General features: G+C 60.0%; 22 protein-coding genes and 1 tRNA gene. 18 read left to right on the top strand and 5 right to left on the bottom strand.

All coding sequences use genetic code 11. From position 1 onward, the window contains the following. The first annotated feature begins 11 nt into the window (after positions 1–11). Genes rbsK through H7993_RS05190 form a run of 3 tightly spaced genes read left to right on the top strand, consistent with a single transcriptional unit; the run spans position 12 to position 2,378 of the window. Entirely contained in the window at positions 12–929 is a 918-nt protein-coding gene (gene rbsK / locus H7993_RS05200; RefSeq protein WP_185794182.1) for a ribokinase, read from the top strand. Beyond that, positions 926–1,330: a D-ribose pyranase gene (gene rbsD / locus H7993_RS05195; protein ID WP_122478734.1), complete on the top strand. Its 405-nt coding sequence runs from the start codon at positions 926–928 to the stop codon at positions 1,328–1,330. Before rbsK ends, rbsD begins: the two co-directional genes overlap by 4 nt. Before the next feature lie 28 nt (positions 1,331–1,358). Further along, a complete protein-coding gene (locus H7993_RS05190; RefSeq protein ID WP_122478732.1) occupies positions 1,359–2,378 on the top strand; it encodes a nucleoside hydrolase in 1,020 nt (339 codons plus the stop codon). Between the two features lie 27 nt (positions 2,379–2,405). Here H7993_RS05190 and H7993_RS05185 read toward each other — a convergent pair whose 3' ends face one another. Then, positions 2,406–2,645 (bottom strand): hypothetical protein, encoded by a 240-nt coding sequence (locus tag H7993_RS05185; RefSeq protein ID WP_185793688.1) that lies wholly within the window; start codon positions 2,643–2,645, stop codon positions 2,406–2,408. A gap of 144 nt (positions 2,646–2,789) precedes the next feature. Between H7993_RS05185 and H7993_RS05180 the strand changes: the two genes are divergently transcribed. Continuing rightward, positions 2,790–3,095 (top strand): hypothetical protein, encoded by a 306-nt coding sequence (locus H7993_RS05180; protein WP_185794181.1) that lies wholly within the window; start codon positions 2,790–2,792, stop codon positions 3,093–3,095. A 144-nt stretch (positions 3,096–3,239) separates the two neighbouring features. Then, on the top strand, positions 3,240–3,557 hold the full coding sequence (locus H7993_RS05175; RefSeq protein ID WP_122478728.1) for an I78 family peptidase inhibitor: 318 nt from the start codon (positions 3,240–3,242) through the stop codon (positions 3,555–3,557). Positions 3,558–3,633: 76 nt separating this feature from the next. On the opposite strand, the gene H7993_RS05170 is transcribed toward H7993_RS05175, so the two are convergent. Together H7993_RS05170 and H7993_RS05165 are read right to left on the bottom strand one after the other, a co-directional pair. After that, the gene (locus H7993_RS05170) at positions 3,634–3,846 is read right to left on the bottom strand and encodes a cold-shock protein (RefSeq protein ID WP_122478726.1); all 213 of its coding nucleotides are present in this window, start codon (positions 3,844–3,846) and stop codon (positions 3,634–3,636) included. Positions 3,847–4,149: 303 nt separating this feature from the next. After that, positions 4,150–4,452, bottom strand: a complete 303-nt coding sequence (locus H7993_RS05165) for a hypothetical protein (RefSeq protein ID WP_122478725.1) — start codon at positions 4,450–4,452, stop codon at positions 4,150–4,152. A 342-nt stretch (positions 4,453–4,794) separates the two neighbouring features. Between H7993_RS05165 and thrS the strand changes: the two genes are divergently transcribed. From thrS to H7993_RS05120, 9 genes are all read left to right on the top strand, one after another. Further along, a complete protein-coding gene (gene thrS / locus H7993_RS05160) occupies positions 4,795–6,717 on the top strand; it encodes a threonine--tRNA ligase (protein WP_185793687.1) in 1,923 nt (640 codons plus the stop codon). Beyond that, on the top strand, positions 6,717–7,268 hold the full coding sequence (infC, locus tag H7993_RS05155) for a translation initiation factor IF-3 (RefSeq protein ID WP_172979313.1): 552 nt from the start codon (positions 6,717–6,719) through the stop codon (positions 7,266–7,268). The genes thrS and infC overlap by 1 nt, the downstream gene beginning before the upstream one ends. A gap of 60 nt (positions 7,269–7,328) precedes the next feature. Next, complete coding sequence (gene rpmI, locus H7993_RS05150) at positions 7,329–7,523, top strand: 50S ribosomal protein L35 (RefSeq protein WP_002553160.1); 195 nt, start codon at positions 7,329–7,331, stop codon at positions 7,521–7,523. A gap of 27 nt (positions 7,524–7,550) precedes the next feature. Beyond that, positions 7,551–7,907: a 50S ribosomal protein L20 gene (gene rplT / locus H7993_RS05145; protein ID WP_043188388.1), complete on the top strand. Its 357-nt coding sequence runs from the start codon at positions 7,551–7,553 to the stop codon at positions 7,905–7,907. A 109-nt stretch (positions 7,908–8,016) separates the two neighbouring features. Continuing rightward, positions 8,017–9,033 carry a phenylalanine--tRNA ligase subunit alpha gene (gene pheS, locus H7993_RS05140; protein ID WP_122478722.1) on the top strand — a complete coding sequence of 339 codons (1,017 nt, stop codon included), beginning with the start codon at positions 8,017–8,019 and terminating at the stop codon, positions 9,031–9,033. A gap of 27 nt (positions 9,034–9,060) precedes the next feature. After that, positions 9,061–11,439 carry a phenylalanine--tRNA ligase subunit beta gene (gene pheT / locus H7993_RS05135; RefSeq protein WP_185793686.1) on the top strand — a complete coding sequence of 793 codons (2,379 nt, stop codon included), beginning with the start codon at positions 9,061–9,063 and terminating at the stop codon, positions 11,437–11,439. Positions 11,440–11,442: 3 nt separating this feature from the next. Next, positions 11,443–11,745: an integration host factor subunit alpha gene (ihfA, locus tag H7993_RS05130; protein ID WP_002553164.1), complete on the top strand. Its 303-nt coding sequence runs from the start codon at positions 11,443–11,445 to the stop codon at positions 11,743–11,745. Continuing rightward, on the top strand, positions 11,726–12,082 hold the full coding sequence (locus H7993_RS05125) for a MerR family transcriptional regulator (protein WP_043188397.1): 357 nt from the start codon (positions 11,726–11,728) through the stop codon (positions 12,080–12,082). The genes ihfA and H7993_RS05125 overlap by 20 nt, the downstream gene beginning before the upstream one ends. Before the next feature lie 89 nt (positions 12,083–12,171). Beyond that, a tRNA-Pro gene (locus H7993_RS05120) sits at positions 12,172–12,248 on the top strand. 125 nt (positions 12,249–12,373) lie between these two features. Here the strand turns inward: H7993_RS05120 and H7993_RS05115 are convergent. Then, positions 12,374–12,688, bottom strand: a complete 315-nt coding sequence (locus tag H7993_RS05115) for a putative quinol monooxygenase (protein WP_185793685.1) — start codon at positions 12,686–12,688, stop codon at positions 12,374–12,376. Positions 12,689–12,739: 51 nt separating this feature from the next. After that, positions 12,740–13,732 (bottom strand): zinc-binding dehydrogenase, encoded by a 993-nt coding sequence (locus H7993_RS05110; protein WP_185793684.1) that lies wholly within the window; start codon positions 13,730–13,732, stop codon positions 12,740–12,742. A 365-nt stretch (positions 13,733–14,097) separates the two neighbouring features. Between H7993_RS05110 and H7993_RS05105 the strand changes: the two genes are divergently transcribed. From H7993_RS05105 to H7993_RS05090, 4 genes are all read left to right on the top strand, one after another. Then, entirely contained in the window at positions 14,098–14,586 is a 489-nt protein-coding gene (locus H7993_RS05105; protein WP_185793683.1) for a (2Fe-2S)-binding protein, read from the top strand. Further along, positions 14,583–15,575, top strand: a complete 993-nt coding sequence (locus tag H7993_RS05100) for an FAD binding domain-containing protein (protein WP_185793682.1) — start codon at positions 14,583–14,585, stop codon at positions 15,573–15,575. The genes H7993_RS05105 and H7993_RS05100 overlap by 4 nt, the downstream gene beginning before the upstream one ends. Further along, positions 15,572–17,962, top strand: a complete 2,391-nt coding sequence (locus H7993_RS05095) for a xanthine dehydrogenase family protein molybdopterin-binding subunit (protein ID WP_185793681.1) — start codon at positions 15,572–15,574, stop codon at positions 17,960–17,962. Before H7993_RS05100 ends, H7993_RS05095 begins: the two co-directional genes overlap by 4 nt. Before the next feature lie 168 nt (positions 17,963–18,130). Next, positions 18,131–18,877, top strand: coding sequence for a YkgJ family cysteine cluster protein (locus tag H7993_RS05090; protein ID WP_185793680.1), 747 nt, complete (start codon positions 18,131–18,133; stop codon positions 18,875–18,877). The last annotated feature ends 2 nt before the right edge of the window (positions 18,878–18,879 follow it).

The raw sequence follows: 18,879 nt of genomic DNA, 5'->3' as shown, positions 1-18,879 counted from the left end.
AGTGGTAGATGATGCAAGCAAACGTATTGGTAATAGGCAGTCTGAACATGGACCTGGTGGCACAGGCCGAGCGTTTGCCGCAGGCGGGAGAAACCCTGCTGGGCCAGTCCTTCGCGACCGTGCCGGGCGGCAAGGGCGCCAACCAGGCGGTCGCTGCCGCGCGGCTGGGCGGGCAAGTGGCGATGATCGGCTGCGTCGGCGCCGACGCCTATGGCCAGGCGCTGCGCCAGGCGTTGGCCGATGAAGGCATCGACTGCCAGGGCGTACGGGTGGCTGAAGCGGTAGCGACCGGGATCGCGATGATCGTGGTCGATGCCAACAGCCAGAATGCGATCGTCATCGTGGCGGGCGGCAATGGCCAGCTCGAATGCGCCGACATCGAGCGTTTCGACCGCCTGCTGCTGGCCGCCGATGTGGTGGTGTGCCAGCTGGAAATTCCTCATGCGGTGGTGGCTTTCGCCTTGCAGCGCGCTCACCAGGCTGGCAAGACGGTCATTCTCAATCCGGCGCCGGTCAGCGGGCCGTTACCGCAGCAATGGCTGGGCTGGGTCGATTATTTGATCCCCAACGAAACCGAAACTCAGGCGCTCACCGGCCTGAGCGTCAGCTCGGTGGCCGAGGCCGAGCAGGCGGCCAGTGTTCTGCGCCAGGCCGGCGCCGGCAAGGTGCTCATCACCCTGGGTGAGCAGGGCCTGCTGTTTGCCGACGGCGCGCAGCCCCGGCATTATCCTGGACGCAAGGTGCAGGCGGTGGATACCACGGCGGCTGGCGATACGTTCGTCGGTGGCTTTGCCGCGGCGCTGGCCAGAGGCCTGGACGAGTCACAGGCCATTGCGTTCGGCCAGGCCGCCGCTGCACTGTCAGTCACCCGCGCCGGCGCCCAGCCTTCCATCCCGACCCTGGCGCAAGTAGAGCAGGTTGCATCGTGAAAAAGACCGCCTTGTTGAACATATCGCTTTCGCAACTGGTTGCGTCCCTGGGCCATGGCGATATCGTCGTGATCGGCGATGCCGGTTTGCCGGTACCACCGGGCGTGCCCTTGATCGATCTGGCCTTGACGCCAGGCATTCCCAGCTTCATCAGCACGCTGGACGTGCTGCTCAGCGAAATGCAGGTGGAAAGCCACGTGATCGCCGAGGAGATGCTGCAGGTGCTGCCGCCGGCGTTGGCGCGAATCCAGCAATTGCACGAGCAGGGCGCCCTCGGTGTGCGCCAGTCGGTCAGCCATGCGCGGTTCAAGGAGCTGTCGCGGAACGCTCGCGCCATCGTGCGCACTGGCGAATGCCAGCCCTACAGCAATATCGCCCTGTTGGCGGGCGTCACTTTCTAGACTTACCACTGAGCACAAGGAGTGCAACATGCAACGTTCCCTGCTGACCCTGCTTCGAGGATTTTCATTGATGGCCCTGCTGACCAGCGCTGCCGCCACGGCGGCCGACAAGATCGATCTGATCATCGACACCGACCCCGGCGCCGACGATGTCGTCGCCTTGCTGCTGGCCCTGGCTTCGCCCGAGGAGATCAACGTCCGCGCCCTCACGACCGTGGCCGGCAACGTGCGCCTCGACAAGACCTCGCGAAACGCACGCCTGGCCCGTGAGTGGGCGGGTCGCGAAGATGTGCCGGTCTATGCCGGTGCCCCCAAGCCGCTGGTCCGCGAACCGATCTATGCCGCCAACGTGCATGGCGAGGAGGGCGTGCCTGGTATCGCCGTGCATGAGCCGAGCAAAGGGCTGGCCCAGGGCAACGCGGTGCAGTATTTGATCGACACCCTGAGCAATGCCGAACCCCACAGCATCACCCTGGCAATGTTGGGGCCACAGACCAACCTGGCGCTGGCACTGATCCAGGCGCCCGGCATCACCCAGGGCATCAAGGAAGTGATCGTCATGGGGGGCGCGCACTTCAATGGCGGCAATATCACCCCGGTGGCCGAGTTCAACCTGTTCGCAGACCCTCACGCCGCCCAGGTGGTACTGGCCAGCGGCGTCAAGCTCACCTACGTGCCACTGGATGTCACTCACAAGGTTCTGACCAGCCCGGCGCGCCTGCAGCAGTTGGCTGCCTTGCAGAACAAGGCCGGGCCGCGGGTGGTGGATATCCTGCAGGCGTACGTCAAGGCCGACATGGAGCACTACGGACTGCCCGGCGGCCCGGTTCACGATGCCAGCGTGATTGCCTATCTGCTGGCGCCAGAGCTGTTCAGCGGGCGCAAGGTCAACCTGACCATCGACAGCCGGGAAGGCCCGAGCTTCGGCCAGACCGTGGCCGACTGGTACGGTACGCTCGAGCAGCCGGCCAACGTGTTCTGGGTGAACGAGGGGAATGCACAGGGCTTTTTCGATCTGCTGACCCAACGTCTGCAGCGTCTGCCCTGACCGGCCGAAGCGCCGGTGCATCATGGGCTATGGCGTGGGCATGTTCTTCAAGGGATGTGCCACGGTATTGCCCGTCGCTGCCACGTGTTCGTGGGCGTAACGCTCGAACACCTGCATGACGAAGCTGCGCGCCGCATCGGTGCCCAATGCCTTGACCAGCACGTCGACGCCGATGATCGCCAGCTCCTCGGGCGTACCGGGGCTGAAGGAGCTCTGGCCCTGAGGCCACTGGACCTTGATGTCCGCCTTGATTGATACGTTTGCCATGTTGCTCTCGCCAACGGTCACGAGCGAACGACGTTCGCTCCACGTGGCCAAGTAAAGCATTTTCGCCAGCGCTTTACACCGGCCCTTGGGCAGATGGCAGGGCGCGTGTCAAACTTTGGTCAAATCTTCGCCATGGAGGCTCATGTGCACATCGATCTCAAGCAAAACGATTCACTCACCCTGGATGCGGTCCGTGCGCTGATCGCCTCGGGCAATCCGGCCATCCATACCCAGCTGCGCGTGACCCGCGACGGCATCGCCTTCCTCTCCACCGAGGCGGTCGGCGGCACGGATATCCAGGGCCTGTGCTTCCGTCTGGAAACCTGGGCCGCCGGATCCGGTTACGTTGGCGCTGCTGCGGCATCCGACGCCACCTGGGTGAAGCAGATCCACACGGCCCTGCAGACACACTGGCCCATGCCCCTATCCGACTACATTGACTTGTACTGATCCGCAGACACACATCCAGTGACGATTTCTCTGACACCGCGTAACGATGCGCTCGGGCAGACTAGGCCAATGTGCAACCAAATCGGCCAGAGGCGGTCGCACAACCTTACCTACCAGAAAAACCCACTGAAAAGAGGAGGCTGCATGCCTTTCCCGCGCAAGACCTTGTTGATCCTGATGGCAGCCCTGGCTGTAACTGGCTGTTCTACATCCGGAACCTCGACCGGACAGTCTGCCGCTGCCGCCCCTGCATTCGATGGGCGCTGCAACGCCGACGGCGCACGCTACACCGTTGGCAAGCCGGTTTCCGCAGACCTGCTCGAGCAGGCGAGGGTCAAGGCAGGCGCACAGGTCGCCCGCGTCCTGCGCCCGCACGACATGGTGACCCTGGAATACCGTTCCGACCGTCTCAACCTCAACGCCGATGACAGCGGCCAGATCACCCGTGTCAACTGTGGCTGAGTAATCGTCGCACTCGACACGAATCGCAGGCGAAAAAAAACCCGTCACATGGACGGGTTTTTTTCAGTTGCCGAGATTACTCTGGGCGAACTTGAGCAGCTTGCATGCCCTTTTGGCCTTTCTCAGCCACGAACGAAACGGTCTGGCCTTCTTTCAGGCTTTTGAAACCGTCGGATTCGATAGCTTTGAAGTGTACGAACAGGTCGTCACCGCCACCTGAAGGAGTGATGAAGCCGAAGCCTTTCTCATCGTTGAACCATTTTACGGTGCCGGTCTGGCGATTAGACATGGTGAATCTCCAAGAAACATAATATTCAGTAGTGCTGTGCTGCTCAGGCCAACTGGGCACACGGGGCCTATCATAGTCCAAAACCTGGACTGTGAACCCCCTTTGATTGGCGCAAGAACCAAAGTTGTCGCAAATTGGCCTGTCCAAAACTGCTAAGCCCCTTATTTCATTGAGGTTTGCAGCTGAAAAATGTTTTAAAAAAAAACCGCATCAAGTCGCACTTGATTCGATTGACCGCAGCCGTCGACCCCCAGTAGCGCCGTTGGCGTCTCTCGGGGCCGTCCTGCGGTGCTGCTGAAAGCGCTACTGGTTATTGCAAACCAGCACTTCCTTCATCAGCTTCTGGCGCAGCGCCATTGGCGGTTCGACCTGCTTGTTGGTGAGCTGGTCGATCTCGGCCTTGCTGAATTTCTCCTCGATCACTTTCGCGCCACAGCTGCAGTGCGCCTGCGCCTTGGCGGCGTCCACGCCTTGCTGCACGGCTGCGGCCTGGCACTGCGCGGTATATTCGGCCTTGGCATCGGCGGACAGCGCGGCAGCCTGGGCCGCGAATGGAAGCACCAGGGCCAGGCAGGCACTCAGGGGAAGAAGTCGTTTGAGACCCATAATGAATAGCTCCTTGTTCTCAGGCGGTTTTGACTCATGTCATCTGAGGGGTGAAGAGGGCAGCAAGTTCAGCGACGGGCCCAGTTGCCGTATCGTGCATATGACGCAGCAAGTCGACGCATCTTCTGTGCTAGGATGTTCGGCCCTGCGTTCGGCACTGCCTTGAGTAGGCGCCGAGGCGCGGGATTCACCTTTTTCGATTGCTCCAGTCACTCTGGTTCGTGCTCCGGTCGGCCGCAAGGCTCCTGCCAATGTAAGGCGGGCATACCGGGCGAATCGCGTACTGGCTCATCCCAACCCATGTGACCTTTGGTAGGGGTCACCACTAGGAGAGGAGGCGCCATGCCCACCATTACTCTTCCCGACGGCAGTCAGCGTTCGTTCGATCACCCGGTTTCCGTCGCCGAGGTCGCCGCGTCCATCGGCGCCGGTCTGGCCAAGGCCACCGTTGCCGGCAAGGTCAACGGCCAGCTGGTCGATGCCTGTGACCTGATCACTGCCGACGCCACCTTGCAGATCATCACGCCAAAGGACGAAGAGGGGCTGGAGATCATCCGTCACTCCTGCGCCCACCTCGTCGGCCATGCGGTCAAGCAGCTGTACCCCACTGCCCGCATGGTGATCGGTCCGGTCATCGAAGAAGGCTTCTACTACGACATCGCCTACGAGCGGCCTTTCACGCCAGACGACATGGGGGCGATCGAGCAGCGCATGCAGCAGCTGATCGACACCGAATACGACGTGGTCAAGAAGGTCACGCCGCGTGCCGAAGTCATCGACGTGTTCACCGCTCGCGGTGAAGACTACAAGCTGCGTCTGGTCGAAGACATGCCGGATGAACAGGCCATGGGCCTGTACTATCACGAAGAATACGTCGACATGTGCCGTGGTCCGCACGTGCCGAACACGCGTTTCCTGAAATCCTTCAAGCTCACCAAGCTGTCGGGTGCCTACTGGCGCGGCGATGCCAAGAACGAGCAGCTGCAGCGCGTCTATGGCACCGCGTGGGCCGACAAGAAGCAACTGGCGGCCTACGTCAAGCGCATCGAGGAAGCCGAGAAGCGCGATCACCGCAAGATCGGCAAGCGCCTGGGCCTGTTCCATCTCCAGGAAGAAGCTCCGGGCATGGTCTTCTGGCACCCCAACGGCTGGACCGTGTACCAGGTGCTCGAGCAGTACATGCGCAAGATCCAGCAGCAGAACGGCTACCTGGAAATCAAGACGCCCCAGGTGGTCGATCGCAGCCTCTGGGAGAAATCAGGGCACTGGGCCAACTACGCCGAGAACATGTTCACCACCGAGTCGGAAAACCGCGACTACGCCATCAAGCCGATGAACTGCCCGTGCCATGTGCAGGTGTTCAACCAGGGCTTGAAAAGCTACCGCGAGTTGCCGCTGCGCCTGGCCGAGTTCGGTGCCTGCCATCGCAACGAGCCTTCGGGCGCGCTGCACGGCATCATGCGCGTGCGTGGCTTCGTGCAGGACGATGCGCACATCTTCTGCACCGAAGAGCAGATGCAGTCCGAGTCGGCGGCCTTCATCAAGCTGACCATGGACGTCTACGCCGACTTCGGCTTCAAGGACATCCAGCTCAAGCTGTCGACGCGTCCTGAAAAGCGTGTCGGTTCCGACGAGCTGTGGGATCGCGCCGAGTCAGCCCTGGCTGCGGCACTCGACGCGGCCGGGCTTCCCTACGATCTGCAGCCGGGCGAGGGCGCCTTCTACGGCCCCAAGATCGAATTCTCGTTGAAGGATTGTCTGGGTCGCGTCTGGCAATGCGGTACACTGCAGCTCGATTTCAACCTGCCGATCCGCCTGGGCGCCGAATACGTCACCGAAGACAACGGTCGCAAGCATCCCGTGATGTTGCACCGGGCGATCCTGGGTTCGTTCGAGCGATTCGTCGGGATCCTGATCGAGCACTACGAGGGCGCGTTCCCGGCCTGGCTGGCGCCGACACAGGCAGTGGTGATGAATATCACTGATAAACAAGCCGATTTTGTACAGCTTGTCGAAAAAAATCTGACGGAAAGCGGGTTTCGTGCCAAGTCCGACTTGAGAAATGAAAAGATCGGCTTTAAAATCCGTGAGCATACTTTGCTCAAGGTTCCTTATCTCCTGGTCATCGGGGACAAGGAAGTTGAAACGCAAACTGTCGCTGTGCGTACCCGTGAAGGCGCTGACCTGGGCTCCATGCCCATCGCGCAATTCACCGAGTACCTTGCACAAGCGGTTTCCCGGCGTGGTCGCCCAGATTCGGAGTAATTATTATTAAGCGTGAAATGAGACAAGATAAACGAGCTGCACCGAAAGCCCCGATCAACGAGAATATCTCGGCACGCGAGGTTCGGTTAATTGGCGCTGACGGCGAGCAGATTGGCATCGTCTCTATCGATGAAGCGCTTCGTATCGCTGAAGAATCGAAGCTGGATCTGGTGGAAATCTCCGCTGACGCCATCCCGCCCGTATGCCGGGTGATGGACTACGGCAAATCGATCTTCGAGAAGAAGAAGCAGGTTGCCGCAGCGAAGAAGAACCAGAAACAGATTCAGGTTAAAGAAATCAAGTTTCGTCCAGGGACGGAAGAAGGGGATTACCAGGTAAAACTCCGCAACCTGGTACGTTTCCTGAGTGATGGGGACAGGGCCAAGGTATCCTTGCGATTCCGCGGCCGTGAGATGGCGCATCAGGAGCTGGGTATGGAGCTGTTGAAGCGGGTCGAAGGTGACCTGCTCGAATACGGTTCCGTAGAACAGCATCCGAAGATGGAAGGACGCCAGCTGATCATGGTCATCGCCCCCAAGAAAAAGAAGTAACCACCAGGGCACGGCAGGCCTTGCGGTTATGTTTATCAATTGAATGTGGAGTACCCGAACATGCCAAAGATGAAAACCAAAAGTGGTGCAGCTAAGCGGTTCTTGAAAACCGCTAACGGCATCAAGCACAAGCACGCTTTCAAGAGCCACATCCTGACCAAAATGTCGACCAAGCGTAAGCGTCAACTGCGCGGTAGCAGCTTGCTGCATCCGTCTGACGTGGCAAAAGTCGAGCGCATGCTGCGCCTTCGTTAATTTCGGTCAAAGATAGAGGACTAACTCATGGCTCGTGTTAAGCGTGGCGTCATTGCCCGTAAGCGTCACAAGAAAATTCTGAAACTGGCTAAAGGCTACTACGGCGCTCGTTCGCGCGTATTCCGTGTTGCCAAGCAAGCGGTAATCAAGGCAGGCCAATACGCCTACCGTGACCGTCGTCAGAAAAAACGTCAGTTCCGCGCCCTGTGGATCGCTCGTATCAACGCCGGTGCTCGTGTAAACGGTCTGTCCTACAGCCGTTTCATTGCTGGCCTGAAGAAAGCGTCCATCGAGATCGACCGTAAGGTTCTGGCTGATCTGGCAGTGAACGAAAAAGCGGCGTTTGCTGCGATTGTCGAGAAAGCTAAAGCCTCGCTGGCCTAAGTACCCCGACAATCACTCCAGCCTGCCGTCGGCGGGCTTGGGTGTTAAACGTCATGAATAGGGGAAGAGCCTTCAAGCTCTTCCCCTATTTCGTATCTGGAGTCTGTACATGGAAAACCTGGATGCGCTGGTCTCTCAAGCTTTGGAGGCCGTGCAACACGCTGAAGACATCAATGCCCTGGAGCAGATCCGGGTTCAATTCCTTGGCAAGAAAGGCGAACTGACCCAGGTGATGAAGACCTTGGGCAACATGCCTGCAGATGAGCGGCCCAAGGTGGGCGCGCTGATCAACGAAGCCAAGGAACGTGTCACAGATGTCCTCAATGCGCGCAAGACGGCATTCGAAGAAGCCGAACTGAGCGCCAAGCTCGCCGCCGAGCAGATCGACGTCACCTTGCCTGGCCGTGGCCAGACCACTGGCGGCCTGCATCCGGTTACCCGGACGCTGGAGCGTATCGAGCAGTTTTTCACCCACATAGGCTACGGCATCGCCGAAGGCCCCGAGGTGGAAGACGACTACCACAACTTCGAAGCGCTCAACATCCCAGGCCATCACCCGGCCCGTGCGATGCATGACACCTTCTATTTCAATGCCAACATGTTGCTGCGTACCCACACCTCACCGGTGCAGGCGCGGACCATGGAGTCGCAACAGCCGCCGATCCGGGTCGTCTGCCCGGGACGGGTCTATCGCTGCGACTCGGATATCACCCACTCGCCGATGTTTCATCAGGTCGAGGGGTTGCTGATCGACCGCGACATCAATTTCGCGGACCTGAAAGGCACCATCGAGGAATTCCTGCGGGTGTTCTTCGAAAAAGAGCTGGCAGTACGTTTCCGGCCCTCGTTCTTCCCCTTCACCGAGCCTTCGGCTGAAGTCGATATCCAATGCGTGATGTGCAGCGGCAAGGGCTGCCGGGTCTGCAAGCAGACCGGCTGGCTGGAAGTGCTGGGCTGCGGCATGGTGCACCCGAACGTGCTGCGCATGTCGGGTATCGACCCCGAAGAGTTCCAGGGTTTTGCTTTCGGCATGGGCGCAGAACGTCTGGCCATGCTGCGTTACGGCGTAAACGACTTGCGCCTGTTCTTCGACAACGACTTGCGGTTCCTCGCGCAATTTCGCTAGCCGTAACGAATCTTTCAGGAGAGCAGGATGAAATTCAGTGAACAATGGCTGCGCGGCTGGGTAAGCCCGCAGGCCTCGCGAGACGAGCTGGTTGCGCGTCTGTCGATGGCAGGTCTGGAAGTGGACAGTGTGACCCTGGCCGCAGGTGAGTTCAGCGGCGTGGTGGTGGGTGAAGTGCTTGCCACCGAGCAGCACCCGGACGCCGACAAACTGCGTGTGTGTCAGGTCAGCGATGGCAGCGAAACCTTTCAGGTGGTTTGCGGTGCGCCAAACGTGCGCCCCGGCCTGAAGATTCCGTTCGCCAAGATCGGCGCCCAGTTGCCAGGCGATTTCAAGATCAAGAAAGCCAAGCTGCGCGGCGTCGAGTCCAACGGCATGCTCTGCTCGCAGTCCGAGCTGCAGGTCGGCGAGGGCAACGACGGCCTGATGGAGCTGCCGGCCGATGCCCCTGCGGGTGAGGATTTCCGGGTGTACCTGGGCTTGGACGATGCCAGCATCGAGGTCGACCTGACGCCCAACCGCGGCGACTGCCTGTCGCTGGCAGGCCTGGCGCGGGAAGTGGGCGCGCTGTATGCAGCCCCAGTGACCCGTCCGGTCATCGCTGCGGTAGCCCCGGTCAGCGACGACGTGCTGCCAGTGGACGTGTTGGCGCCTGCCGCCTGTCCGCGCTTCCTCGGCCGAGTGGTGCGCAACGTCGACCTGTCCAGGGCCACTCCGTTATGGATGGTCGAGCGTCTGCGTCGCAGCGAAGTGCGCAGTATCGATGCCGCGGTAGATATCACCAACTACGTGATGATCGAGCTGGGCCAGCCGATGCATGCCTACGACCTTGCCGAAATCGACGGCGGCATCCGCGTGCGCATGGCCGAGGAGGGCGAGAAGATCACCCTGCTCGACGGTCAGGAAGTAGCACTGCGCGGCGACACGCTGGTCATTGCCGACCACGCGCGCCTGCTGGGCATCGCTGGCGTGATGGGTGGCGAGAACAGCGGCGTGACCGCCAAGACCCGCGACGTGTTCCTTGAGGCGGCGTTTTTCGAACCGATCTCGGTGGCCGGCAAGGCCCGCTCGTACGGGCTGCACACCGATGCGTCGCACCGTTTCGAGCGCGGTGTCGATTCGAATCTGGCCCGTGAAGCCATGGAGCGTGCGACCGCACTGTTGCTGGAAATCGCCGGCGGCGAACCGGGTCCGATCGTCGAACACGTCAGCCAGGAGCATCTTCCGCAGATTGCGCCGATCACCTTGCGAGCCGATCGGGTCAGCCAGATGCTGGGCCTGGAAATGGGCGCCAGCGAAATTGAAGGGTTGCTGACCGGCTTGGGCCTGGGTGTCACGGCCAGCGGGGAAGGGCAGTGGTCCGTGGAGGTGCCGAGCCATCGCTTCGATATCAGCCTGGAAGTCGATCTGATCGAAGAGCTGGCACGGCTCTATGGCTACAACCGCCTGCCCGTGCGCTACCCGCAAGCGCGGCTGGCGCCACAGGCCGCCCCGGAGGCACGTTCCGACTTGCCGGCCCTGCGCCGCCTGTTGGTTGCACGTGGTTACCAGGAGGCTATCACCTACAGCTTCATCGATCCCAAGCTGTTCGAACTGTTCAGCCCCGGCGTCGAGCCGCTGCTGCTGGCCAACCCGATCTCGGCCGACATGGCGGCCATGCGCTCGTCGCTGTGGCCAGGCCTGGTCAAGGCTCTGCAGCACAACCTCAATCGCCAGCAGGATCGCGTACGCCTGTTCGAGAGCGGCCTGCGTTTCGTCGGTCAGCTCGATGGCTTGAAGCAAGAGCCCATGCTGGCTGGCGTGGTCTGCGGCAGTCGTCTGCCCGAAGGCTGGGCGCAGGGTCGCGAGACGGTGGACTTCTTCGACGTCAAGGCCGACGTGGAAGCCGTGCTTGGCTTCGCCGGTGCGCTGGATGCCTTCACCTTCGTTCCGGGGCAGCATCCTGCTCTGCATCCAGGCCAGACCGCGCGTATCGAGCGCGAGGGTCAGCTGGTCGGTTATCTGGGCGCATTGCACCCGGAACTGGTGAAGTCGCTGGGTCTGGATCGCGCTGTCTTCGTTTTCGAGCTGGTGCTTGCGCAGGTGTCCGAAGGCCGTCTGCCGAAGTTCCAGGAGTTGTCGCGCTTCCCCGAAGTGCGCCGCGACCTGGCACTGCTGGCCGATCGTGATGTGGCTGCCAGCGCAGTGCTCGCGGTCATTCGCGAGAATGCAGGGGAATGGCTCACGGACCTCAGGCTGTTTGACGTCTACCAGGGTAAAGGCATTGATCCTCATAGAAAAAGCCTGGCTGTTGGCTTGACCTGGCAGCATCCATCGCGCACTCTTAATGACGATGAGGTGAATGCCACGACTCAAACAATCCTCACCTCGCTCGAACAAAGGTTGAACGCCACGTTAAGGAAGTAGCGCATGGGGGCTTTGACGAAAGCTGAAATGGCGGAACGTCTTTATGAAGAGTTGGGCCTGAACAAACGAGAGGCCAAGGAATTGGTCGAGCTTTTCTTCGAAGAAATCAGGCACGCTCTTGAAGACAACGAGCAGGTCAAATTGTCCGGTTTCGGCAATTTCGACCTTCGGGACAAACGCCAGCGGCCTGGCCGCAATCCGAAAACCGGTGAAGAAATCCCGATCACGGCTCGCCGCGTGGTCACCTTTCGTCCAGGGCAGAAGTTGAAAGCCCGAGTTGAGGCCTATGCTGGAACCAAGTCATAACGACGAACTCCCGCCCATTCCCGGCAAGCGCTACTTCACCATCGGTGAAGTGAGCGACTTGTGTGCCGTCAAGCCACATGTGCTGCGGTATTGGGAGCAGGAGTTTCCTCAGCTCAACCCCGTGAAGCGTCGCGGAAACCGTCGGTATTACCAGCGCCAGGATGTGCTGATGATTCGCCAGATCCGCGCGCTGCTGTATGACCAGGGCTTCACCATCGGCGGCGCGCGTCTGCGCCTGTCCGGCGACGAGGCCAAGGATGACACTACGCAGTACAAGCAACTGATCCGCCAGACGATCTCCGAGCTCGAAGATGTGCTGAGTGTCCTCAAGAAGTGAATTTCTGGAAAAGAATACTTCCATAATTCAAATGCTTAAGGTATATTCCTCGACGTTCTCAGAGGTTCTGGAACAGCTTTACGCTCGGTCGGGGCGTAGCGCAGCCCGGTAGCGCACTTGCATGGGGTGCAAGGGGTCGAGTGTTCGAATCACTCCGTCCCGACCATTTATTCCTGAGTAAAATCAGACAAGAAAGCCACTTCTCGAAAGTGGCTTTTTTTTGTCTGCATTTTCACACGAGCCGTTATATCGAGGGCAGCCCCAACGGCAGGGCTGCTGGTTGTGCTTGATTCATATAACGCGCATGAGCTTGCGGATGTCGGTTGGTCCGGTCATCAGGAAATCAGATGCCGCCACGAACGACAGGAAGTGCGGCGAAGCCATGTGCTCGTCCAGTGCAGCTTGGCTTGCCCACCCTTCATAGAAAACGAAAACGCCTGGAAGGTCTGGATCGATATGCAGCGCATATTGCAGGCAACCCGACTCTTCTACCGAAGCACGGACCAGTTGCGTCAATGCTTCGAGCAACTCGGCTTCCTTACCGAGTTCAGCATTCACGGTCGCGATGATGTGGATGGGCGCGACTAAGGGTTCGGGGTGTTTCATGGTTTGGCTCTCACTCGTGAACTGGGCATGGATTCAGGTGGGTTATGTATTTTAGCGTTCGATGATGACTTTGCCGATTGCTTCGCCCGACTCCAGCCGCGCATGTGCGGCGCTGGTCCCGGCAACCGAGAATTCATGACGCTCGTCGATAAGCGTTTTTACCAAGCCTCTATCGACCAGGATCGCCAGTCTTTCGAGGATATTGCCATGGAGCTTGCGGCCTTCGTTGTGGATGATCGAGATGGCCATGAAGACGAAATCGAGCCGCAATGCCTTGAAGTGCATCTCGCTCAGGTCATACGTGTCGTAACCGATGAGCGATACAACGTGGCCTTTGCGTTTGGCGGCGCTGAAGGAATGTTGCAGAACATCGCCTCCCAATGTGTCGAACACCGTGTCGAAGCCGTTGCCTTGGGTGATGCGCTGGACATAGTCCTGCGTGGATTCATTACGGTAGAAAATGATGCTGTCGGCGCCGAGACCCCGTGCAATCACTGCTTTGGCTTCTGTTGAAATGGTTGTTGCAACCTGGGCACCCATGACTTTGGCGAGCTGAATGCCAATATGTCCGACGCCGCCGGTCCCGCCGTGCACCAGCACGTGGTCGCCGGGCTTTATCGACGCTCTGTCGATCAACGCTTCCCAGGCTGTTATGCCTACCAACGGCAGGCTCGCTGCATCACCGAACGACAGCGAGCGAGGTTTGATCGCAAGCATGTCGGCGTCAGCTTCCAACTGATCTGCCAGCGCACCTGGAATGCCAACGATGCCGCCGAACGCGCCGTAGACTTCGTCTCCAGGTTTGAAGCGAGTCACTCCGTCACCAACAGAGCTCACGACGCCCGCAACGTCGATATGCAGAACCGCGGGAAAGGTCAGCCCTTGAGTGCCTTCGCTACCACGACGAATCTTTGTGTCCACGGGGTTCACGCTGGTTGCGCGTACATCTATGACCACATGGCCTGGCCGCGCGAAGGGCGCTGGCACGTTGATCTCCATGAACGAATTGCAGTCACCGTGATGACTGATGGCAATCGCTTTCACTGTAATGCCTCCACATCTTATGTTCAGTCGTAAGTGAGGCGTGTCGGCCGCTCACTCATGCACGCGAGTTCAACCATCGCCTTCCGAGGAGAGGTGCGTTTGCCTGGCTGCAGGATTAAATATTCTGGGCTTTATGCGAGCGCAGTGTTTGCAGGGTTCGGCCGACATTTTGCCTAAATCAATCGACTTATCCTGTTATTCACTGCGGTTGTCACCGGCGGCCATGGCCGTAAGGATGAGCAATTGGATTGGGCAAAAAACGGCGCTGAAAAGGCAAACCAAAACACCAAGGGCCGCAGATACTCTTGCTCATGATACTGCCGGTCAGTGAGCTCGGCAGCCCTGGGTCATCCTGGAGAGCACGCATGGCAGACCGACTGAACCTTCATCTTTCCTTCAACGGTGGACGCATCGAGCTTGATCTCGACCCCCGAACCACGTTGCTCGATGCGCTGCGTGAGCACACGCTGCTGACAGGCACCAAAAAAGGGTGTGACCAGGGGCAATGCGGTGCCTGCACCGTGCATGTCGATGGGCTGCGCGTGTTGAGTTGCCTGACGTTGGCAGCCCAGGTCGAGGGCCGCGAGGTGACCACCATTGAAGGGTTGACTCAGCCAGACGGAACGTTGCACGCCGTGCAGGCCGCCTTTGTCGAGTTCGATGCGTTCCAGTGCGGCTATTGCACGCCAGGGCAGATCATGTCAGCGGTGGCGTGCATACGCGAGGGTCACACGGGCAGCGATGAGGATATTCGCGAGTATATGAGCGGCAATCTCTGCCGCTGTGGCGCTTACCCACACATCGTTACCGCCGTGCGCACTGCGGCGGCGCGTCTGCAGGGGAGCAAGGTATGAAGGCATTCGACTACGTTCGCGCCACCGATGTGGCGCATGCTCGCCAGCAAGCAGGTCAGCCTGATACCCGGTTCCTGGCCGGCGGTACCACCTTGCTGGACCTGATGAAGTGCTCTGTGGAACGTCCGTCGCGGCTGGTTGATGTCACCCACTTGCAAGGCTTGAGTGAAATCGACGTGGCCTCCGGGCAGATCGATATCGGCGCCCTGGCGAAGATGAGCCAAGTCGCCGCCGACGTCCGTATCCAGCAGCACGCACCTGTGATCAGCGAGGCGCTCTGGCGAGCGGCGTCGCCGCAGCTGCGTAATATGGCATCGATTGGCGGCAACCTCATGCAGCGCACCCGCTGCACCTATTTCCGCGACCCCACCGCTTATCCCCAGTGCAACAAGCGGGCACCGGGCTCAGGTTGCGCGGCACTGGAAGGTATCAATCGCAACCATGCGGTGCTGGGCACCAGCCCCGACTGCATTGCTATTTATCCCGGTGATTTGGCGATCGCGCTGGTCGCGTTCGACGCCACTATTCTCATCGGTGGGGCTACGCAACGTCAGGTGCTGGCCGATGACTTCTATCGACTGCCCGGCACGCGCCCGGATATCGAGCACGATCTCGCACCGGGTGAAATGATCGTGGGGATACAGATTCCGCAATCGGCATCGCTCGAGCGGTCGCACTATCTCAAGGTACGTGACCGAGCCTCTTACGAATTTGCCGCTGCCAGCGCTGCGGTGGGTATCGAACTCGAAAAAGATGGTCGTACGCTCAAGGCTGTTCGCATCGCAATGGGCGGAGTGGGCACCAAGCCGTGGCGTGCTCGTGCGGTGGAGGAGGCGCTGGTCGGGAAGGTATTCGACGAAGACGTCATTCGCAAGGCCTCGACGCTGGCCGTCGAAGGTGCCCAGGCACGCGAACACAACGGCTTCAAAATCACGCTTGCCCCTCGGGTAGTGGCGCGCGCATTGATGACCGTCGGAGGTCTGGCATGAACGATGTTTTCAATCCCAAACTGCAGCGGCGTACGTTATTGAAAACCGCTGCCGCTGGCTCCGCAGTAGCCTACGCGGGTCTGGCATTCAACCCGCTGACCGGTGAGGCCGCGCCTTTGGTTGCAAAGGACCTCAATGGCTCCGTCGGCGAGCCAGCGGTGCGCCAGGATGGCGGGCTGAAAGTCAGCGGTCAGGCGCGTTACGCGATAGAACACGCAATCGAGGGGATGCTCTACGGTGTTGCCGTGCAGTCAACAATACCCGCTGGCCGCATCACAGCCATTGATACGCAAGCCGCCAGTAATGCGCCGGGCGTGGTCGCCATCTACACGCATCTGAACCCGCTGGCGATCAACCCGGCAACGCCGTTCATCAAAGGTGGCGCTGCCACCGAAAACTTCACGCCCTTGCAGGATGACGTCGTGCGCTGGAACGGCCAGCACATCGCGTTGGTAGTCGCGCAGACTTTCGAGCAGGCCACCGAAGCGGCCAATCTGGTGAAAGTCAGTTACGCCGCGACCCCGGCCATCATCGATCCCGATGACAGCCGCGCTAAAGCACAACCTATCGACGATCTCCAGGCGAGATGGGGCGATGCACCGGCGGCCCTGGCCTCGGCGGCGGTCAGGGTCGAGGGTGTCTATACCACGCCGCGTGAATACAACGTCCCCATGGAGCCCCATGCGTGTATCGCCCACTGGCAGAACGAGAAGCTGACTGTGTACGAATCCAGCCAATGGGTGGGTGGCGCGCGCAACGTGATCGCCCAGTGGATGGGACTGGAGATGGGCAGCGTGCGAGTCGTCTCGCCCTTCGTCGGCGGCGGTTTCGGCTGCAAGGTCGCTCCCCATCCCCATGTCGCCATGGCGTGCTCGGCCGCCAGGTTGCTCGGCCGGCCACTGAAGGTTGCACTGACTCGGGCGCAGACGTTCACCAGCTACGGCGGGCGCCCGCGCACTGGGCAGCGACTAGCGCTGGGGGCAACTCGAGAAGGTATGTTGGTGTCGGTCGTGCATGACGGCTGGAATGAGACGGCCATCGATGACACTCATCTGGAGCCTTCCACCTCGGTGACCGCGTTGATGTATGCAACGCCCAACATGCTCGCCCGCCACAGCATTATCCCGGTCAACACCGTTAATCCTGGCTGGATGCGCGCTCCGGGCGAGAACATCAGTACCTATGCGCTCGAAACCGGCATGGATGAGCTGGCGGTCAAGCTCGATCTGGATCCCATTGAGCTCCGGCTCCGCAACTGGGCAGCGCAGGACCCAAAGGCTAATATTCCCTGGACCAGCCGACGGCTGCGCGAAGCCTACGCCGCAGGGGCCAACGCATTCGGTTGGAGTGAGCGCAATCCCAAGCCTCGCTCGATGCGCCAAGGCCGTGAATTGATTGGTTGGGGCATGGCGGCAGGCACCTATCCAGTATGGCGGACGCCTGGAGAAGCCAAGATCGTCATCCATCGAGACGGGCGTATCGAAGTGCTGAGCGCGGGCACCGATCTGGGCACGGGCACCTACACCATCCTCGCACAGACCGCTGCCGAGGTACTCGACGTGCCTACACGCTCGGTCAAGGTCAGCCTGGGTGATACCGACTTGCCACGTGCGCCGATCGCGGGGGGCTCGCAACTTGCCAATAACCTCACCGGTGCTGTCTACGCAGCGGCGAAACTGGCCCGCAGCGAGCTGATCAGGGTAGCGACCAGGGATCCGAAATCGCCGCTGCATGGCATGGTCGCCGCGAACCTGGTTTTCAAGAATGGGCGTATCAAACCTTCACAGAGACCGGGGAAGGGCATCAGCTTCGGCGATTTGCTGGCAGCGTTGGGCAAGGAGCGCTTCGAAATTTCCGCTGATACATTCAAGGCGGGTGCCACGGAGGCAGACCGCCACGCGGCAGCCCATGGCTTCAGCCAGATGCAGTTGCCCACTACCGGGGGGGTATCGGCGCACAGCTGGGGCGCACACTTCGTTGAGGTGCGGGTCGACGAGGACTTCGGCACGATCAGGGTCAAGCGCATGGTGGCGGCGTTCGACAGCGGGCGAGTCTATAACCCCAAACTCGCGGAAAGCCAATGGATGGGCGGCATGATCATGGGTATTGGCCAGGCGCTTTTCGAGGAGGGCCATATCGACCGCCGTGACGGTCGTGTCGTCAACGCCAGTTTTGCCGATTACGTTGTACCGGTAAACGCTGACGTGCCTGAGATCATCACCATCGATGTCGGCTTGCCCGACCTGCAAGCCAGCGCACTGGGCGGCAAAGCGGTCGGCGAGCTCGGGATTGTGGGGGTGGCCGCAGCCATTGGCAATGCGGTTTATCACGCGACGGGAAAACGCATACGCGATCTACCGTTCACCCTGGACAAGCTATTGGCCTGACGTTCGCCCGAGGCCGAGTTGTAACCAGTAGGCATTGCCTTGGAACAGGCAACTTTATAACTGGAAACGGCAAATCCAAACGCACGTGCCCCGACATAATTCTTCCTTTTTCTCACCCTGCGATGCGGCTGCCGAGCCCATCAAGAGGGGGAAGAGGGGAGGGTTAACGTGGCGACAGATAAGGTGCATTTTGCGTGCAATGGCTGCGGTGCCTGCTGCAAGCAAAGATTGATCCCCCTGACGCTGGAGGAGGCTCGACAGTGGCTTGAGCGTGGCGGCCACGTGGCGGTCATGCTCGAAGCGTTTGCGGCTGAAGAACATCCAGTGAATCCGGCTCAGTACGCTCACAATGTTGTTCGTGGTGCGCAGGTTGATTGCGGTTCGAGCACGGTATACGTGATCGCCATTTTCGCTGGTAACGCGCTGACACAGTGCCCGAATCTGAAGCCAGATAATCTTTGCGGTATCTACGAACAGCGACCTTTGGTTTGCCGGATCTATCCTGCGGAAATTTCTCCGTTCATCAAGATGAATCCTGCGGACAAGATCTGCCCCCCAGAGGTGTGGGGGATCGGTGAGCTTATTCATTCCGATGGCGGTCCGACGGGTGTTCTGCCAAGGCTGATCGAGCAATCTCGGACGGCAGATCGGCACGACGCTGACGTCAAGATTGCTATTTGTGAATTCATGGGCCTGATCACGGCGGCTTGGAAAGACAATGCCTTGGCGATCTATCTGCCTGATCGCGAACAGTTGCTGACCGCGATGCGCGAAGCCGCCGCTGACGCCGCATTACCTGGCGCGAGTAAATGGACCCTGCGAGTCGATGATCCTTCACTGCGCCGGGTAATTGCCGACCAAGGCTTTGCTTTTGATTCCGGCGGCGACAGGGGCTTCATTTTCTATCCGCTTTAATT

This window comes from Pseudomonas baltica, assembly GCF_014235765.1.
GTDB lineage: Bacteria > Pseudomonadota > Gammaproteobacteria > Pseudomonadales > Pseudomonadaceae > Aquipseudomonas > Aquipseudomonas baltica.
This window is presented reverse-complemented; position numbering and strand designations above follow the sequence as displayed.

What these genes read in the sequence shown, in the direction of transcription:
- rbsK (WP_185794182.1), top strand. Translation starts at nt 12, where the DNA reads ATGCAAGCAAACGTATTGGTAATAGGCAGTCTGAACATGGACCTGGTG.
- H7993_RS05190 (WP_122478732.1), top strand. Translation starts at nt 1,359, where the DNA reads ATGCAACGTTCCCTGCTGACCCTGCTTCGAGGATTTTCATTGATGGCC.
- H7993_RS05185 (WP_185793688.1), bottom strand. Translation starts at nt 2,645, where the DNA reads ATGGCAAACGTATCAATCAAGGCGGACATCAAGGTCCAGTGGCCTCAG.
- H7993_RS05175 (WP_122478728.1), top strand. Translation starts at nt 3,240, where the DNA reads ATGCCTTTCCCGCGCAAGACCTTGTTGATCCTGATGGCAGCCCTGGCT.
- H7993_RS05170 (WP_122478726.1), bottom strand. Translation starts at nt 3,846, where the DNA reads ATGTCTAATCGCCAGACCGGCACCGTAAAATGGTTCAACGATGAGAAA.
- H7993_RS05165 (WP_122478725.1), bottom strand. Translation starts at nt 4,452, where the DNA reads ATGGGTCTCAAACGACTTCTTCCCCTGAGTGCCTGCCTGGCCCTGGTG.
- thrS (WP_185793687.1), top strand. Translation starts at nt 4,795, where the DNA reads ATGCCCACCATTACTCTTCCCGACGGCAGTCAGCGTTCGTTCGATCAC.
- rpmI (WP_002553160.1), top strand. Translation starts at nt 7,329, where the DNA reads ATGCCAAAGATGAAAACCAAAAGTGGTGCAGCTAAGCGGTTCTTGAAA.
- rplT (WP_043188388.1), top strand. Translation starts at nt 7,551, where the DNA reads ATGGCTCGTGTTAAGCGTGGCGTCATTGCCCGTAAGCGTCACAAGAAA.
- pheS (WP_122478722.1), top strand. Translation starts at nt 8,017, where the DNA reads ATGGAAAACCTGGATGCGCTGGTCTCTCAAGCTTTGGAGGCCGTGCAA.
- pheT (WP_185793686.1), top strand. Translation starts at nt 9,061, where the DNA reads ATGAAATTCAGTGAACAATGGCTGCGCGGCTGGGTAAGCCCGCAGGCC.
- ihfA (WP_002553164.1), top strand. Translation starts at nt 11,443, where the DNA reads ATGGGGGCTTTGACGAAAGCTGAAATGGCGGAACGTCTTTATGAAGAG.
- H7993_RS05125 (WP_043188397.1), top strand. Translation starts at nt 11,726, where the DNA reads ATGCTGGAACCAAGTCATAACGACGAACTCCCGCCCATTCCCGGCAAG.
- H7993_RS05115 (WP_185793685.1), bottom strand. Translation starts at nt 12,688, where the DNA reads ATGAAACACCCCGAACCCTTAGTCGCGCCCATCCACATCATCGCGACC.
- H7993_RS05105 (WP_185793683.1), top strand. Translation starts at nt 14,098, where the DNA reads ATGGCAGACCGACTGAACCTTCATCTTTCCTTCAACGGTGGACGCATC.
- H7993_RS05100 (WP_185793682.1), top strand. Translation starts at nt 14,583, where the DNA reads ATGAAGGCATTCGACTACGTTCGCGCCACCGATGTGGCGCATGCTCGC.
- H7993_RS05095 (WP_185793681.1), top strand. Translation starts at nt 15,572, where the DNA reads ATGAACGATGTTTTCAATCCCAAACTGCAGCGGCGTACGTTATTGAAA.